This is a genomic window from Halomonas sp. I1, assembly GCF_032334135.1.
In the GTDB taxonomy this organism is placed as follows: domain Bacteria; phylum Pseudomonadota; class Gammaproteobacteria; order Pseudomonadales; family Halomonadaceae; genus Halomonas.
The window spans coordinates 357,890-374,983 of sequence record NZ_JAVXUS010000001.1 but is presented as its reverse complement, the minus strand read 5'-3'; the positions used below and the strand labels follow the sequence as shown (position 1 = coordinate 374,983).

The window sequence follows — 17,094 nt, the reverse complement described above, 5'->3', positions numbered from 1 at the left end:
AAAGCCGTGCTCGTGCTCGCCTGTGGGCAACCTCCCCTTTCATCCACAGGCCCCGAACACCTCGTCCGCAGGTCGCCCGCGCTTTCTCCAACTTTTGATCAACACTTCAACTCATTGATATTAAAAAAATAAAACGCTTTATCCACGGAAAACGTCCACACCAGTAGTTACTACAACAACAGAACTTCTTATTCTTTTATTGTTTATGTAATAGCTAGTGAGGTCAGACAGGACCGAAGCGAAAAATCAGGGTGTGGAAAACCCTGACGATTACCCACAGGAGGTTTATACTGGCTGGCTGATTTCATCCCCGATTCGCAATATCGGTGCCATTGCACCGAACGAGGTGAACCTTGGAGTACCCCGACCGTTTCGACGTCATCGTCATCGGTGGTGGACATGCGGGCACCGAAGCCGCTCTGGCCTCGGCCCGCACGGGCTGCCGGACGCTGCTTTTGACCCACAACATCGAGACCCTGGGCCAGATGTCGTGCAATCCCGCCATCGGCGGGATCGGCAAGAGTCATCTGGTCAAGGAAATCGACGCCCTCGGCGGCGCCATGGGACTGGCCACCGACATGGGAGGTATCCAGTTTCGTGTGCTCAATGCCCGCAAAGGACCAGCCGTACGAGCCACTCGTGCCCAGGCGGATCGCGTTCTCTACAAGGCTGCCATCCGCGGCATGCTGGAAAACCAGCCCAACCTGACGCTCTTCCAGCAAGCCGCGGGTGATCTCATCGTCGAGGGTGACCAGGTATGCGGCGTCCGCACCGAGACGGGAATTCGTTTCATGGGCGAGACCGTGGTGCTGTGCACAGGCACCTTCCTCGGCGGTGTTATCCACATCGGGCTGGATAACAGCCGTGGGGGACGTGCCGGCGATCCCCCCTCCAACGCCCTGGCTGAACGGTTACGTGCCCTGCCGTTTCGCGTTGATCGTCTCAAGACCGGCACCCCGCCGCGTCTCGATGCCAAGAGCGTGGACTTTTCGGTGCTCGACGAGCAGCCCGGCGACGATCCGACGCCGGTCATGTCCTATCGCGGCGAACGCAACCTGCACCCTCGTCAGGTCAGCTGCCATATCGCTCACACCAATGAGCGGACCCACGAGATCATCCATGCCAACCTGGAGCGCTCACCGATGTTCTCCGGGGCTATCGGAGGCGTGGGGCCCCGTTATTGTCCGTCCATCGAGGACAAGGTGCATCGTTTTGCCGACAAGACGAGCCACCAGATATTCGTCGAGCCCGAGGGACTGGATACCCACGAGCTGTATCCCAATGGCATCTCCACGTCCTTGCCGTTCGATGTCCAGCTGCAGGTCGTCCGCTCGATCCGAGGGATGGAGAACGCCCATATCACGCGGCCGGGTTACGCGATCGAATATGACTTCTTCGATCCCCGTGATCTCAAGCACTCGCTGGAAACGAAATTTGTCCACAACCTGTACTTTGCCGGGCAGATCAACGGTACCACCGGGTACGAAGAGGCGGGGGCCCAGGGCTTGCTGGCCGGGCTCAATGCCGCACGTCGGGCACGCGGCCTCGATGCCTGGTGGCCACGCCGTGACGAAGCCTATCTGGGGGTACTGGTCGATGACCTGATCACCCTGGGGACTCGGGAGCCTTACCGGATGTTCACGTCCAGAGCGGAGTATCGTCTCCTGCTGCGTGAAGACAACGCCGATATGCGGCTTACCGAGACCGGTCGAGAGCTGGGGCTCGTCGATGATCGACGCTGGGCCGACTTCAGTGCCAAGCGCGAGGCCGTGGAGCGCGAGACCACGCGCCTGAAGTCCCTCTGGGTCCAGCCCGGCAGCGATGCTGCCGAACGTGTCGCCGAGACGACCGGTCAGCCCTTGAAGCGTGAATATAGCCTGCTCGACCTGCTCCGGCGTCCCGAACTCGGCTATCAGGACGTGGCAGGATTGGTCGGCGAGCCGGTCGAGGATGACCGGGTGGCCGACCAGGTCCAGATTCAGGCCAAGTATCAGGGCTATATCGATCGCCAGCAGGACGAAATCGACAAGCTCAAGCGGCATGAGGCCACGCCTCTGCCCGATGATCTGGACTATGAGCAGGTCGAAGGGCTGTCCAACGAGATTCGTCAGAAGCTCGTCGAGGCGAAGCCGGAAACCCTCGCGCAGGCATCGCGTATTTCCGGTGTGACACCGGCGGCGGTATCGATTCTGCTGATTCACTTGAAGAAGCGACGCCTGCTCGATGATAGCCGGGTGGCCAACGGATGACTCGTGACGACCATCGGCTGCGCGAGCGCCTGGAGCAGGGCCTCGACGATCTCGGTATCGACGCCCTTCCGACGCGCCGGGAAGGCTTGTTGACGCTGCTGGCGTTGTTGCACAAGTGGAATCGCGCCTATAACCTCACCGCGGTACGTGCGCCCGACGAGATGGTTTCCCGCCATCTGCTCGACAGCGCCGCCGTGGCGCCCTTCGTGACGGGGGCGACCCTGCTCGATGTCGGCGCCGGGCCAGGGTTGCCGGGCCTCGTACTGGCGATTCTGGAGCCCGAGCGTCGAGTGACATTACTCGACAGCAATGGCAAGAAGGTGCGCTTCCAGCGCCAGGCGGTGATGGAACTGGGCCTGACCAATGTCACGCCCGTCCAGGCCAGGGTCGAGGCCTTCGAGGGCCCGCAGGAGGGCTATTGCGAGGTGATTTCCCGAGCCTTTGCCAGCCTCGGGGATTTCGTCTCGCTGAGTGCCGATCTGGTGGCCGATGGCGGTCGGTGGCTGGCCATGAAGGGCCCCACCGTGGATGATGAGTTGAGCGGACTGCCCGAGAATGTGGCTCCGAGGGCTAGCCATGAGCTGAGGGTGCCCTTCGAGTCTGGCCAGCGTCGGCTCGTGATTCTCGAGCGTACCGATTCCACCCAGGGTCGCCCCTGAGGCGTCCGTCACTCGCAAGGAATGTCGCCGTGACCAAGATCATCGCCTTGACCAACCAGAAGGGCGGCGTGGGCAAGACCACCACCGCCGTCAACCTGGCCGCCAGCCTGGCGGCCCTGGATCGACGCGTGCTGCTGGTCGACCTGGATCCTCAGGGACATGCCACCATGGGCAGCGGTATCGACAAGCATGAGCTCGATGGCAGCGTACTCGACGTGGTGCTCGGCGATCGCAAGCCCAGCGAGGTGATACTCGATTGCCCCGAGGCCGGTTTTGCCCTGCTGCCCGGCAATGGCGACCTGACCGCCGCCGAGGTGGAACTGCTGGAACGCGATGAAGGGCGCGAACGTTGTCTGGTCAAGGCGCTGGAGGACGTTGCCGCCGAGTACGACGTGGTGTTGATCGACTGCCCGCCGTCTCTGAACATGCTCACCGTCAATGCCTTGACCGCTGCCGATGGCGTGCTCATTCCGCTGCAGTGTGAGTTCTATGCCCTCGAAGGGCTTTCGGCATTGCTCGATACCGTCGAACAGATCAAGGACAGCGTGAACCCGCCCCTGGAGATCTTCGGCATCCTGCGCACCATGTTCGATAGCCGTAATAGTCTGACCCGTGACGTCAGCAAGCAGTTGCGCGACTATTTCGGCGATGCACTGCTAAAGGCCACCATCCCGCGTAACGTCCGGGTCGCCGAGGCACCGAGTCACGGTCTTCCGGTGACCAAGTACGCTCGCTTTTCGCGGGGCAGCCAGGCCCATCGGGTGCTGGCCAAGGAACTGATCCGTCGCCTGTCGTTGTAACCGTATAGCCCCGGACATGAGGGAAACTCGATGACGCGCAAACAACGCGCCCTGGGACGAGGCCTGGATGCCTTGATCGGCGCCAACGCTCGACGCCGTGACAGCTTTGATCTGCCCGAGGTCGACACGTCACTGGAGGGGGCAGAACTGGATGGTGCCGCCCCGGCATTGCCCGGAGCGGACGAACGTCTCGAACGCCTGCCGCTCGGTCAACTGACACGAGGCCGCTATCAGCCTCGTCGCGACATTCAGCCCGAGGCGCTGGAGGAACTGGCCGACTCGATTCGTGCCCAGGGCGTCATGCAGCCGATCGTGGTGCGTCCGATCGATGAGGAACGCTACGAGATCGTTGCCGGCGAGCGGCGCTGGCGAGCGGCGCAACTGGCCGAGCTCGATGTCATTCCAGCGGTGATACGCGAGGTCTCCGACGAGGTGGCACTGGCGCTGGCGCTGATCGAGAACATTCAGCGCGAGAGCCTCAACCCGGTCGAGGAAGCCATGGCCATGAAGCGTCTTCTCGACGAGTTCGAGTTGACGCAACAGCAGGCCGCAGACGCCGTGGGTCGTTCCCGGGCACAGGTGGCCAATCTGCTGCGTCTGCTGTCGCTGGATCCCGAGGTACAGACGCTGCTCGAGCGGGGCGATCTCGATATGGGGCATGCGCGTGCCCTGCTGGCGTTGTCGGGTGCCAAGCAGCGCAAGGCCGCCCACGAAGTGGTCAACAAGGACCTGACCGTGCGCGCCACCGAGGCCCTCGTGAAGCAGCTGGCTGCGGGAGGACGCAAGAAGGCCGCCAGGCCCGAGCCCAGCCCGGATGTGGCAAGGCTGGAATCGCGTCTGGGTGACCTGCTCGGTGCCCCGGTGAAGATCCAGCATGGCCAGAGCGGAAAGGGGCGAGTGACGATCCGCTATGCCAGTCTCGAAGAACTGGATGGCATTCTCGAGCACATCCGTTGAGGCACTGACCCATTTAGCAGGCTAAAGAAGTTCGCGTTTTTTCCTCGACTTTTAGTCGTAAGCCGGTGCGATATCGCGCATATTCGCCCCTCATCCGGTTGAAGCCATCGAGCCGCTTCCCTATAATCGCGCCGGACCGCCGACGTTGGCAGACGCGGTGGTCATCGAGGCGGCCTGGGCGCCACGACAAGGCAGAGAAATGGAGAGCCCATGGCAGCCAGGATCAAGCGTCCGAGCGTTAGGCGATTGTTACTCGCACAATTGGTGGTGATCGGCCTGGTATCGGGGGTTGCTGCCTGGTTGGATGGCGGTCTCGGCGCGCTTTCCGCGCTCACGGGTGGCGCCGTGGCCTTTCTGCCCAATGCCTTTTTTGCCTGGCGAGTCTTTCGTTATCAGGGGGCTCGACACGCCAAGAACATCGTTAATGGCTTCTATCAAGCGGAAGCCGGAAAGTTCGGTTTGACGGCGGTACTGTTCACACTGGTGTTCATCGCAGTGCCTCCCTCAAACCCCGCTTTCTTCTTTGGCGCTTATGTGGTGACGCTGTTCGTTCATTGGCTGGGGCCCTGGCTCCTGCGGCGGCCGTCACACACCTGACATCGAGGGCAGACCATGGCAGGCAACAACCCGAGCACGTCGTATTATATCCAGCACCACCTGCAGAACCTGACCTTCGGGCATCATCCCGAGAATGGTTGGGGCTTCGCGCATTCCGCAGACGAAGCCTCCGAGATGGGGTTCTGGGCACTGCACCTCGACACCATGGGCTGGTCGATCGGCCTTGGTCTGTTGTTCCTGCTGCTGTTTCGCAAGGTGGGACGAGCCGCAACCACCGGCGTGCCCACCGGGTTGCAGAACTTCGTGGAAATGATGGTCGAGTTCGTCGACAGCTCGGTCAAGGATACCTTTCACGGCAAGAGCAAGCTGATCGCGCCCTTGTCGCTGACCATCTTCTGTTGGGTCTTCCTGATGAACCTGATGGACCTGGTACCCGTCGACTTCCTGCCGATGCTGGCGCAGAAAGTGGGGGCCATGTTCGGTGCCGATCCCGCCCACGTCTACTTCAAGGTCGTGCCGACCACCGACATCAATGCCACCCTCGGCATGTCGTTGTCGGTCTTCGCCCTGATCATCTTCTATACCATTCGTGCCAAGGGCTTCTCCGGTTTCATCGGCGAACTGACCCTGCATCCGTTCAATTCGCCGAACAAGCTGGTTCAGGCACTGTTCGTGCCGGTCAACTTTTTGCTGGAGACCGTCACCCTGCTGGCCAAGCCGGTCTCACTGGCGCTGCGTCTGTTCGGTAACCTCTACGCCGGTGAGCTGATCTTCATCCTGATCGCGTTGATCGGGCTGTGGCAGCTGCCGTTGCACTTCCCCTGGGCGGTGTTCCATATCCTGGTCATCACCCTGCAGGCCTTCATCTTCATGATGCTGACCATCGTCTATCTGAGCATGGCGGTGGAAAAGCACTGACCACTTCACCCTTAACCCACTGACCCTTGAAACCACTCGACTGAAACTGGAGACCATCATGGAAGCACAAGTTCTGGGTATGACCGCAATCGCCGTGTCCCTGCTGATCGGCCTGGGTGCCCTGGGTACCGCCATCGGCTTCGGTATCCTGGGCGGCAAGTTCCTGGAAGGCGCCGCGCGTCAGCCGGAAATGATCCCGATGCTGCAGGTCAAGATGTTCATCGTCGCCGGCCTGCTGGACGCCGTGACCATGATCGGTGTGGGTATCGCGCTGTTCTTCACTTTCGCCAACCCGTTTGTCGGTTGATCTGCGACGGTCGCAAGACCCGTCGTGATCTTAACCCCAAACCTGTGACGCGAGAGGTGCTGGCGTGAACCTGAACCTAACCCTGATCGGCCAGGCTATCGCCTTTGCGTTCTTCGTCTGGTTCTGCATGCGGTTTGTATGGCCCCCGGTCATGCAGGCCCTGCAGGAGCGCCAGAAGAAGATCGCCGATGGCCTGGACGCTGCCAGCCGTGCTTCACGCGATCTCGAACTGGCCGAGCAACAGGCCGAAGAGACGCTGCGTGAGAGCAAGGAGCAGGCGGCCGAAATCCTGGAACAGGCCCACAAGCGGTCCAACCAGATGATCGACGAGGCACGTGAGCAGGCCCGCCAGGAAGGCGAGCGCATGATCACCAACGCCAAGTCCGAGATTGAGCAGGAAGTCAACCGCGCGAAGGAGGAGCTGCGCGAGCAGGTATCGCGGCTCGCCATCGTGGGGGCTGAGCGCATCCTGGAATCCTCCATCGACGAGAAGCAGCACGCGAAGCTCGTCGACAAACTCGCCGACGAGCTTTGAGGAGGTGACCCATGGCGGAACTGTCAACCGTCGCTCGCCCCTACGCCAAGGCAGCCTTCGAGTATGCCACTGAGCATCAGGCGCTCGAGGGCTGGGCCGGTATGCTCGACAGCGTGGCGCAAGTCGTCGGCAACGATGACCTGCGCCGGCAGGTGCTCGGCAATCCGCGGCTTACCAGCGCGCAGAAGGTGGAACTGCTCGTCGAAATCTGCGGTGATGCCGTGAACGACGAGCTGCGCAACTTCCTTTTCCAGGTCGGTCAGAAGGGCCGCCTGGCGGCTCTGCCGGCCATCGCCGAGCAGTTCGCGCTGCTCAAGGCCCAGCAGGAGAGGCGCATGGACGTGGATATCGTCTCCGCCTTCCCGCTGGACGACGCGCAGCAACAAACGCTCGCGAGTGCACTGGCCAAGCGTCTGAACCGCGAAATCTCCATTACCACTCAGGTGGACAGCAGCCTTCTGGGCGGCGTTGTCCTGCGTGCCGGCGATACCGTCATCGACGGATCGGTGCGTGGTCGACTGAATCGCCTCCACGAGGCCCTTTCCGCCTGAGTCTGAGGGACATGGCATGCAGCAACTGAATCCTTCCGAGATCAGCGACATCATCAAGCAGCGTATCGAAAAGCTGGATGTCGCATCCGAAGCCCGCAACCAGGGCACCATCGTCAGCGTGTCTGACGGTATCGTGCAGATCCATGGTCTCGCCGACGCGATGTTCGGCGAGATGATCGAGTTTCCCGGCGGCATCTATGGCATGACGCTGAACCTCGAGCGCGACAACGTCGGCGCCGTGGTGCTGGGTGACTATCTGCAGCTCGAAGAGGGCATGACCGCCCAGTGTACCGGTCGCATCCTTGAAGTGCCGGTGGGTCCGGAGCTTCGCGGCCGCGTGGTCGATGCCCTGGGCAACCCGATCGATGGCAAGGGCGAACTGGGCACCGACAAGACCGATGCGGTCGAGAAGGTGGCACCAGGTGTCATCACCCGTCAGTCGGTCGACCAGCCGATCCAGACCGGCTTCAAGTCGATCGACGCCATGGTGCCGATCGGTCGCGGTCAGCGCGAGCTGATCATCGGTGACCGTCAGATCGGCAAGTCCGCCATCGCCATCGATGCCATCATCAACCAGAAGGGCAAGGACGTCACCTGCGTCTACGTGGCCATCGGCCAGAAGCAGTCGACGATCGCCAACGTGGTGCGCAAGCTCGAAGAGCACGACGCCATGGAGCACACCATCGTGGTTGCCGCCGGCGCCGCCGACCCGGCCCCGATGCAGTTCCTCGCCGCCTATTCCGGTTGCACCATGGGGGAATACTTCCGCGATCGCGGTGAAGATGCCCTGATTGTCTATGACGATCTGTCCAAGCAGGCCGTGGCCTATCGCCAGGTTTCCCTGCTGCTGCGTCGTCCGCCGGGCCGCGAAGCCTTCCCGGGTGATGTCTTCTACCTCCACTCGCGTCTGCTCGAGCGCGCGGCGCGCGTCAACGCCGACTACGTCGAGAAGTTCACCGACGGTGAAGTGAAGGGCAAGACCGGCTCGCTGACCGCATTGCCGATCATCGAGACTCAGGGCGGCGACGTTTCCGCGTTCGTTCCGACCAACGTGATCTCCATCACCGACGGTCAGATCTTCCTCGAAACCGACCTGTTCAACTCGGGCGTCCGTCCGGCGATCAACGCCGGCCTGTCGGTCTCTCGTGTGGGTGGCTCGGCCCAGACCAAGGTCATCAAGAAGCTCGGCGGCAGCGTGCGTCTGGCCCTGGCCCAGTATCGCGAGCTGGCAGCCTTCGCCCAGTTTGCCTCCGACCTGGACGAGGCGACTCGCAAGCAGCTGGAGCACGGCCAGCGCGTGATGGAGCTGATGAAGCAGAACCAGTACGCGCCGATGTCCGTGGCACAGATGGCCGTCACTCTGTATGCCGCCAACGAAGGCTATCTGGAAGATGTCGAGGTCAACAAGGTGCTGGACTTCGAGCGTGCCCTGCAGGACTTCATGAAGTCCGAGTACGCCGAACTGCTCGACACGATCAACCAGAGCGGCGACTACAGCGACGAGATCAAGAGCGGCTTGAAGGAAGGTCTCGACAAGTTCAAGGCGACTCAGAGCTGGTAATCCGACGGCCCGCTCGGCAGAGCGGGCCATGGAGCTTTCTGAGTCCACGAACAAGGGTAGATCGCTATGGCAGCCGCAAAAGAGATTCGCTCCCAGATCGGGAGTATCAAGAACACGCAGAAGATTACCAGCGCCATGGAAATGGTGGCTGCGTCGAAGATGCGCAAGGCGCAGGACCGTATGAAGGCCTGCCAGCCCTATGCCAAGCAGATTCGCAAGGTCGTGGGCCATCTCGCCGATGCCAACCCGGAGTACAAGCATCCGTGGATGGAGGAACGCGAGGTCAAGCGTGTCGGTTTCATCGTGGTGTCCAGCGACCGGGGGTTGTGCGGTGGCTTGAACGTCAACCTGTTCAAGTCCGTCGTCAAGGAGGCCAAGGCCTGGCATGACCAGGGGGCGGAGCTCGATTTCTGCACTCTGGGCAGCAAGGCAGGCACTTTCTTCCGCAAGTATGGCGGCAACCTGGTGGCGGCCAAGAACGGACTGGGCGAAGCGCCCAGGGCCGAGGATCTGGTCGGCAGTGTGAAGGTGATGCTGGACGCCTATGACGAGGGCAAGCTGGACCGCCTCTACGTGGTGTTCAACGAGTTCGTCAACACCATGACCCAGAAGCCGGTGGTTCGTCAGCTGTTGCCGCTGTCTTCCGACATGGGAGCCGAGGCGCAGGACGACGAGGAATTCGAGCGTCCCAGCAGCTGGGACTACCTGTATGAGCCGGATGCCAAGGCGCTGCTGGATAGCCTGCTCGTGCGTTTCGTCGAGGCGCAGGTCTATCAGGCGGTAGTCGAGAACGTGGCCTGTGAGCAGGCCGCTCGCATGATCGCAATGAAGAGTGCCACCGACAACGCCGGCAACCTGATCGACGACCTGGAACTGGTGTACAACAAGGCCCGACAAGCGGCCATTACCCAGGAAATTTCCGAGATCGTCGGTGGCGCCGCCGCCGTATAGCGCCAGGCATACAGGTTTCATTTGCAGGTACTTTGAGAGGAACCAAGATGAGCGGACGTATCGTACAAATCATCGGCGCGGTGATTGACGTAGAGTTTCCGCGGGACGAAGTGCCCAAGGTCTACGACGCGCTGACGGTCTCGAACAGCGAGACCATCCTTGAGGTCCAGCAGCAGCTGGGCGACGGCGTGGTGCGCACCATCGCCATGGGCTCCACCGAAGGGCTCAAGCGCGGTCTCGAGATCGCCAGCACCGGTGCCGCCATTTCTGTGCCGGTGGGCAAGGAGACCCTGGGTCGGATCATGAACGTCCTGGGGCAGCCTATCGACGAAGCCGGCGAGATCGGTGAACAGGAACGCATGCCGATCCACCGCAAGGCCCCTGGCTATGCGGATCAGGCGGCGGCAGACGAGCTGCTGGAGACCGGCATCAAGGTCATCGACCTGGTCTGTCCTTTCGCCAAGGGTGGCAAGGTCGGTCTGTTCGGCGGCGCCGGCGTCGGCAAGACCGTCAACATGATGGAGCTGATCCGCAACATCGCCACCGAGCACAGCGGTTACTCCGTGTTCGCCGGTGTCGGCGAGCGGACTCGCGAGGGCAACGACTTCTATCACGAGATGCAGGAGTCCAACGTCCTCGACAAGGTCTCCCTGGTCTATGGCCAGATGAACGAGCCGCCCGGCAACCGCCTGCGCGTGGCCCTGACCGGTCTGACCATCGCCGAGAAATTCCGCGATGAAGGCCGCGACGTGCTGTTGTTCGTCGATAACATCTACCGCTATACCCTGGCCGGTACCGAGGTGTCCGCACTGCTCGGCCGCATGCCCTCCGCGGTGGGTTATCAGCCGACCCTGGCCGAGGAGATGGGCGTCCTGCAGGAGCGCATCACCTCCACGAAAACGGGGTCCATCACCTCCGTGCAGGCGGTCTATGTCCCCGCGGACGACCTGACCGACCCGTCACCGGCGACTACCTTCTCGCACCTGGATGCGACCGTGGTACTGGCGCGTTCCATCGCCGAGCTGGGTATCTATCCGGCCATCGACCCGCTGGATTCCACCTCTCGTCAGCTGGATCCGCTGGTCATCGGTGAAGAGCACTACAAGGTGGCGCGCGGTGTGCAGGGCGTGCTGCAGCGCTACAAGGAGCTCAAGGATATCATCGCCATTCTGGGCATGGATGAGCTGTCCGACGAGGACAAGTTGTCCGTGGCCCGGGCGCGGAAGATCCAGCGCTTCCTGTCGCAGCCGTTCTTCGTCGCCGAGGTGTTCACTGGCGCTCCCGGCAAGTATGTCTCCCTCAAGGAGACCATTCGCGGGTTCCAGGGTATTCTCGAAGGCGAGTACGACGAGTTGCCGGAGCAGGCCTTCTACATGGTCGGCACCATCGACGAGGCCGTCGAGAAAGCCAACCAGATGAAGTAATCCCTCCACCTGGGAGACGTCATCATGACGAAAAGCATCAAATGCGAGGTCGTCAGCGCCGAGGCGTCGATCTACTCCGGCGAAGCCGAGCAGGTCGTGGCGGCCGGCCGCATGGGGGATCTCGGGATCCTCGGTGGCCACACGCCGCTGCTGACCGAGCTTGCGCCCGGTCCGGTGCGGATCGTCCGGGGCGGAGGTGAGGAGGATCACTTCTATGTCTCGGGGGGCTTCCTCGAGGTACAGCCCGATGTGGTCACCGTGCTGGCCGATACCGCCGTGCGTGCCGATGACCTGGACGAGGCAGCCGCCGAGCAGGCTCGCCAAGAGGCGCTGCAGGCCATGAACGACAAGACCGCGGAGCTGGATTACACCCGCGCCGCGGCCGAGTTGGCCGAAGCCATGGCCCAACTGCGTACCATCCAGCAGTTGCGTCGCAAGGCCGGTCGCGGCTGAACGCCCGCACCGAGCCGAGCGTGATTGACGAGGGCGCCTCCCGGATCTATTTCGGGAGGCGTTTTCGTGTTCGTATCGGGTGATCGAGCCGTTCCGGCGGTGGGAGAGGATGTCCATGTCACTCAACGAGTCCCTCGAGCAACACAAGGTAGACCTGCTCCGTGCCCTGGAAGGAGATGACCGGAAACGGCTGAATGCCCAGTTGCCCGAACTGCGCTCCGCCGATATCGCCGAGATTCTCCATGACCTGCTCGAGAACGACGACGAGCTGCGCGGTCGAGCCCTGTTGGACAGCCTTCCTCTGGAGCGCCAGGCCAGCGTTCTCGGCCATCTGCATGATGAAGAACAGCTCACCTTCACGGCTGCCATGCGCAACGACAAGTTGCAGGCGGTACTCGAGGAAATGGGCGCCGACGAGCGTACCGACCTGTTCAAGGTGCTCGGCGAGGACCGTCGCGAGGTACTGCTGCGGCGCATGGCGCATCGGGAACGCGAGGAACTCATGCGTCTGGCCAGCTACGAGGAGGGGACGGCCGGTGCCTTGATGACCTCCGACTATGTGGCGATCCCGATGGGCATGACTGTTTCTCGGGCGATGATGCGAGTACGCCAGACCGCACCGGACGCCGAAACGGTCTATCAGCTCTATGTGCTCGATGCCGATGGACGTCCGGCCGGTACCATGTCGTTGCGGCAACTGATGGTGGCCCGCCCCGGGGCTCGGGTCGACGAGCTGATGATCCGTGATGTGATTCACGCCACCGTGGATACGCCTCAGGAGGAGGTGGCCCGAATCGTGGCACGCTACGACCTGCTGGCGGTACCGGTGGTCGACGAGGAGCGACGTCTGGTCGGTATCGTCACCCACGATGATGCGCTGGACGTGGTCGAGTCCGAGGCCACCGAAGATATCCACAAGGGGATGTCCATCGGGCAACTCGAGGATGGTGTCAGTCGAGTGCCGCTGCTCAGCCTCTATCGAAAGCGGGTGACCTGGCTGGTACTGCTGGTGTTCGGCAACCTGCTGTCCGGCGCCGGTATTGCACACTTCGAGGACACCATTGCCGCCCAGGTAGCGCTGGTATTCTTCCTGCCGCTGTTGATCGGCAGTGGCGGCAATGCCGGTGCCCAGGCGGCAACCCTGATGGTGCGTGGCATGGCCACCGGCGATGTCGGTGTTCGAGACTGGGGCAAGCTGCTGGGACGCGAGCTGCTGGTGGCCGGATCGCTGGGGCTGACCATGGCCCTGGCGGTGGCGCCGATCGGTGTGATGCGCGGTGGCGAGGCCGTGGCGCTCGTGGTGGCCGTGAGCATGATCTCGATCGTGCTGTTCGGAAGCCTGCTGGGCATGTGTCTGCCTTTCGTGCTCGACCGGTTCGGCTGGGACCCGGCGACCGCCTCGGCGCCGTTGGTGACCACCTTGATCGATGCATCCGGGGTCTTGATCTACTTCAGCTTCGCGACCTTGATCCTGTCCGGTGGCTGAGACGAGCGGACAGCGGGGCGCGGGATGTGTATCCTCGTGAGCCGGTTGCCTGCGGGCGCCGTTTCCCAGCCTGACACAGAGTGCTCCATGGATTGGCTACAGATCGTTCTGCTTTCCATTGTCCAGGGATTGACCGAGTTCCTGCCGGTTTCCAGCTCCGCCCACCTGATCCTGGTGCCGGTACTGACCGACTGGCCGGATCAGGGCCTGGCCTTCGATGTGGCGCTGCACCTTGGCAGCTTGATGGCGGTAGTGCTTTATTTTCGCGATGAGCTTGCGGCCATGACGACCAGCTGGTGTTGCAGCCTGGCAGGGCGCGGTACCGATGAAGATGCACGTCTGGCTTGGTGGGTCTTGTTGGCGACGATCCCGGTCTGTGTGGTCGGCCTGGCGTTCAAGGATGTCATCGAGGGCGTGATGCGCTCCCCGCTGGTGCTGGCCGGAGGATTGATCGTCTTCGGTCTATTGCTCGGCTATGTCGACTGGCGCCACCGTGGTCGGCGCGACGAGTACCGGATGAGCTGGCGCGATGCCTTGTGGATCGGTCTGGCCCAGGCGCTGGCCTTGATACCCGGCACCTCGCGTTCCGGCATCACCATGACGGCCGCCTTGATGCTGGGATTGACCCGGGAAGCTGCGGCACGCTTCTCCTTCCTGCTGTCGATTCCGGTGATCGTGCTGGCCGGTGGGCTGGAGTCGCTGGAGCTGATTCGTTCCCCGTTGCCGGTGGACTGGACGGCGCTGGTGGTGGGTGCGGTGCTGTCGGGCATCAGTGCCTATCTGTGCATCCACTTCTTCCTGGCCTTCATCAAGCGGATCGGTATGCAGCCCTTCGTGGTCTACCGTCTCATTCTGGGCATTGCGCTGATCTGGTTATTTGGTTAGCGCGATCGATGAGCGCCGGGGACAAGGCGGCGCGAGGGTCCGACGCCATGGGTGAGGAGCACTGCTCCGAACGGGTTGGCCAGGGAAGGCCAACCCAGGACCTGCAAGCGGCGCAGGATGCGAGAGCGCTGCAGGGCGTCGGTAGCGCCCAAGGAAGGGTTCATAGCGCCCTCGCGAAGGCTTGGCGCCGGAGAAGCTCATCGCCTCTCCGCCTATAGAGCGATTGCTGTCCTCCCATTGGAGTATCTACATGCTTAGCCCTTTACAGCGCCTTGTTATCCCAATCCTGCTGCTGGTCGTCCTGCTGGCCGGTTGTTCGGAGCGTACGCTGGAGTCCCCCGTCACCCTGAAGGGCGATATCTTCGGGACCTTCTATCAGGTGACCATCGCCGATCCCCTCACGCAGTCCGAGGCCGAGGCGCTGGAAGACGGCTTTCTCGACGAACTGGAGGCGGTGGATGCCTCGATGTCGACCTATCGCGATGACGCCGAGCTGATGGCCTTCAACGAGGCGCCGATCGGCGAATGGCAGAGACTCTCCGCCCCGCTGGTCCATGTGCTGGATATTGCCCGATCGGTGGGCGACGCCAGTGGCGGTGCCTTCGATGTCACCGTGGGTGACCTGGTCAACCTGTGGAGTTTCGGCCCCGAGGCCCGCCCCGAGGAAGTGCCCGCCGACTCTCTCATCGAGCAGCGTCTCGCCGAAGTCGGCATGGAGACCCTGGAGCTGGAGGTCGACGATAATCGAGCCAGGCGACTGAAGGATGTCTTCGTCGACCTCTCCGGCGTGGCCAAGGGCTATGCTACCGATCGAGTCGCCGCCTATCTGGCCGATCAGGGTGTGGAGAACTTCCTGGTCAACCTGGGCGGTGAGGTCAAGGTGGATGGCCATCGCGATGGAGAGGCCGAGCCCTGGCGTATTGGCGTCGAAGTGCCGCGCAACGGTCGACCCCAGGCGGAGCATGTCCTGCCTCTGGAAGATACCTCGGTGGCCACATCGGGAGACTATCGCAATTATTTCGAGGTGGATGGACGTCGCTATTCGCACACCATCGATCCCCGTACCGGGCGACCGATCCAGCACCGTCTCGCCTCGGTGACGATCATCGGTTCGTCCAACGCCCGCGCCGATGCCTGGGCCACGGCCATGACGGTGCTCGGCGAGCGAGAAGGCATGGCCCTTGCTCAACGTCATGACCTGGCGGTGTTGATGCTGGTGCGCCAGGGAGATGGCTGGCAGAGCCTGGCGAGTCCGGCTTTCGCGGCACATTTCGGTCGCGATGTGGTCGACAGGCTGGGGATCGAGGTGGTGGAAGCCGGTGACGGCGTCAGTAGCGCCGCCGATGAAGCGAACCAAGATGGCCAGTGATACGGCCGACAGCCTAGAATGAATCGGATCTGATGAGTGGACAAGGAGTCATGATGACCCTCGATGTGGTGATACTCGCAGCAGGCAAGGGGACGCGCATGCGCTCTTCGCTGCCCAAGGTACTGCATCCACTGGCCGGCAAGCCGATGGTGCGCCATATACTCGACACCACCTCGGGGCTCGAGGCCGAACGGACCCATGTGGTCGTGGGTCATGGTGCCGAACGGCTGCACGAGGCTCTGGCCGAGTACCCGGTGCATTTCGTTCTGCAGGCCGAACAGAAGGGCACCGGCCATGCCGTGGCCCAGTCTCTGGAAGAGCTCGGCGATGGCAAGGTGCTGGTGCTCTACGGCGATGTGCCCTTGATCCGACGCGACACCCTGAGGGCGCTGCTGGCCCCCGTCGATGAGCAGCACATGGGGCTGTTGACGGTGACGCTGGAGGATCCCGCCGGCTATGGTCGAATCCTGCGTGACGAAGCCGGCGAGGCAGTGGCCATCGTCGAGCAGAAGGATGCCGATGAGGCTCAACGGGCGGTGCGCGAGTGCAATACCGGCATCATGGCCATGACCGCTGCCCAGTTGCGTCGCTGGTTGCCCCGCCTGTCGGCCGATAATGCCCAGGGCGAATACTACCTCACCGATGTCATTGCCATGGCCGCCGCCGAAGGCGTCAAGGTCACCACCGCCCAGCCCTCGCGCCCGGTCGAGGTGGAGGGGGTCAACGATCGCCGGCAGATGGCTCGACTGGAGCGTACTCTGCAGGGCGATATCGCCGAGTCGTTGATGGCGCAAGGGGTCGCCTTGCGTGACCCGTCGCGTCTGGATGTACGAGGTCGCCTCACGTGCGGCCATGATGTCGAGATCGATGTCGGCTGCGTCTTCGAGGGAGATGTCGAACTGGGAGAAGGCGTACGTGTCGGCCCTCATTGCGTGATCCGTGACAGCCATATCGGTGCCGAGACGGTCATCGAACCCCACAGCGTCATCGAGGGGGCCGTGGTGGCCGGCCACAATCAGCTTGGCCCCTTCGCACGCCTGCGTCCGGGGACTCGGCTGGCGGTCGGCGCCAAGGTCGGCAATTTCGTCGAGACCAAGAATGCCGAGGTCGGCGAGGGCTCCAAGATCAATCACTTGAGCTATGTCGGCGACGCCCGTCTAGGACGGGGGGTCAACGTGGGGGCGGGGACCATTACCTGCAACTATGATGGCGCGAACAAGCATCGTACCGAAATCGGCGATGACGCCTTCATCGGCTCCAACACTGCCCTGGTGGCGCCGGTCAGCGTGGGCAAGGGGGCTACCGTGGGAGCCGGGTCCACCATCGATCGTGATGTTGCCGACCATGCCCTGGCGGTCGAGCGGTCGAGGATGATCAGCAAGGATGACTGGAAGCGCCCTACCAAGCTTGGGAATGACTAAGGAGATTCGG

General features: G+C 62.5%; 17 protein-coding genes. All 17 read left to right on the top strand.

Features of this window, described 5'->3' with window-relative positions; translation table 11 throughout:
• The first annotated feature begins 353 nt into the window (after positions 1 to 353).
• The 17 genes from mnmG (at position 354) to glmU (ending at position 17,084) form a co-directional block, all read left to right on the top strand.
• On the top strand, positions 354 to 2,249 hold the full coding sequence (gene mnmG / locus RSO41_RS01700) for a tRNA uridine-5-carboxymethylaminomethyl(34) synthesis enzyme MnmG (RefSeq protein WP_315617171.1): 1,896 nt from the start codon (positions 354 to 356) through the stop codon (positions 2,247 to 2,249).
• Positions 2,246 to 2,908: a 16S rRNA (guanine(527)-N(7))-methyltransferase RsmG gene (rsmG, locus tag RSO41_RS01695; RefSeq protein ID WP_315617169.1), complete on the top strand. Its 663-nt coding sequence runs from the start codon at positions 2,246 to 2,248 to the stop codon at positions 2,906 to 2,908. Before mnmG ends, rsmG begins: the two co-directional genes overlap by 4 nt.
• Before the next feature lie 29 nt (positions 2,909 to 2,937).
• Positions 2,938 to 3,708 (top strand): ParA family protein, encoded by a 771-nt coding sequence (locus RSO41_RS01690; protein WP_315617167.1) that lies wholly within the window; start codon positions 2,938 to 2,940, stop codon positions 3,706 to 3,708.
• Between the two features lie 30 nt (positions 3,709 to 3,738).
• Positions 3,739 to 4,665 carry a ParB/RepB/Spo0J family partition protein gene (locus tag RSO41_RS01685; RefSeq protein ID WP_315617165.1) on the top strand — a complete coding sequence of 309 codons (927 nt, stop codon included), beginning with the start codon at positions 3,739 to 3,741 and terminating at the stop codon, positions 4,663 to 4,665.
• 210 nt (positions 4,666 to 4,875) lie between these two features.
• Entirely contained in the window at positions 4,876 to 5,262 is a 387-nt protein-coding gene (locus RSO41_RS01680) for a F0F1 ATP synthase subunit I (protein WP_315617163.1), read from the top strand.
• A gap of 15 nt (positions 5,263 to 5,277) precedes the next feature.
• The gene (atpB, locus tag RSO41_RS01675) at positions 5,278 to 6,141 is read left to right on the top strand and encodes a F0F1 ATP synthase subunit A (protein ID WP_315617161.1); all 864 of its coding nucleotides are present in this window, start codon (positions 5,278 to 5,280) and stop codon (positions 6,139 to 6,141) included.
• A gap of 58 nt (positions 6,142 to 6,199) precedes the next feature.
• Positions 6,200 to 6,448 carry a F0F1 ATP synthase subunit C gene (gene atpE, locus RSO41_RS01670; protein ID WP_013334203.1) on the top strand — a complete coding sequence of 83 codons (249 nt, stop codon included), beginning with the start codon at positions 6,200 to 6,202 and terminating at the stop codon, positions 6,446 to 6,448.
• Positions 6,449 to 6,512: 64 nt separating this feature from the next.
• Positions 6,513 to 6,983 carry a F0F1 ATP synthase subunit B gene (locus RSO41_RS01665; RefSeq protein WP_013334202.1) on the top strand — a complete coding sequence of 157 codons (471 nt, stop codon included), beginning with the start codon at positions 6,513 to 6,515 and terminating at the stop codon, positions 6,981 to 6,983.
• An 11-nt stretch (positions 6,984 to 6,994) separates the two neighbouring features.
• Positions 6,995 to 7,534, top strand: coding sequence for a F0F1 ATP synthase subunit delta (locus RSO41_RS01660; protein WP_315617155.1), 540 nt, complete (start codon positions 6,995 to 6,997; stop codon positions 7,532 to 7,534).
• Positions 7,535 to 7,550: 16 nt separating this feature from the next.
• Positions 7,551 to 9,095 carry a F0F1 ATP synthase subunit alpha gene (gene atpA / locus RSO41_RS01655; protein ID WP_315617153.1) on the top strand — a complete coding sequence of 515 codons (1,545 nt, stop codon included), beginning with the start codon at positions 7,551 to 7,553 and terminating at the stop codon, positions 9,093 to 9,095.
• Between the two features lie 66 nt (positions 9,096 to 9,161).
• Positions 9,162 to 10,046 (top strand): F0F1 ATP synthase subunit gamma, encoded by an 885-nt coding sequence (gene atpG, locus RSO41_RS01650; RefSeq protein ID WP_315617151.1) that lies wholly within the window; start codon positions 9,162 to 9,164, stop codon positions 10,044 to 10,046.
• Positions 10,047 to 10,093: 47 nt separating this feature from the next.
• Positions 10,094 to 11,470: a F0F1 ATP synthase subunit beta gene (gene atpD / locus RSO41_RS01645; protein ID WP_315617149.1), complete on the top strand. Its 1,377-nt coding sequence runs from the start codon at positions 10,094 to 10,096 to the stop codon at positions 11,468 to 11,470.
• Between the two features lie 24 nt (positions 11,471 to 11,494).
• Positions 11,495 to 11,923, top strand: coding sequence for a F0F1 ATP synthase subunit epsilon (locus RSO41_RS01640; RefSeq protein ID WP_315617147.1), 429 nt, complete (start codon positions 11,495 to 11,497; stop codon positions 11,921 to 11,923).
• A gap of 115 nt (positions 11,924 to 12,038) precedes the next feature.
• A complete protein-coding gene (mgtE, locus tag RSO41_RS01635) occupies positions 12,039 to 13,409 on the top strand; it encodes a magnesium transporter (RefSeq protein WP_315617145.1) in 1,371 nt (456 codons plus the stop codon).
• Positions 13,410 to 13,496: 87 nt separating this feature from the next.
• Positions 13,497 to 14,294 carry an undecaprenyl-diphosphate phosphatase gene (locus RSO41_RS01630; protein ID WP_315617143.1) on the top strand — a complete coding sequence of 266 codons (798 nt, stop codon included), beginning with the start codon at positions 13,497 to 13,499 and terminating at the stop codon, positions 14,292 to 14,294.
• Between the two features lie 250 nt (positions 14,295 to 14,544).
• A complete protein-coding gene (locus tag RSO41_RS01625) occupies positions 14,545 to 15,663 on the top strand; it encodes an FAD:protein FMN transferase (RefSeq protein ID WP_315617141.1) in 1,119 nt (372 codons plus the stop codon).
• A gap of 50 nt (positions 15,664 to 15,713) precedes the next feature.
• A complete protein-coding gene (gene glmU / locus RSO41_RS01620; RefSeq protein WP_315617139.1) occupies positions 15,714 to 17,084 on the top strand; it encodes a bifunctional UDP-N-acetylglucosamine diphosphorylase/glucosamine-1-phosphate N-acetyltransferase GlmU in 1,371 nt (456 codons plus the stop codon).
• The last annotated feature ends 10 nt before the right edge of the window (positions 17,085 to 17,094 follow it).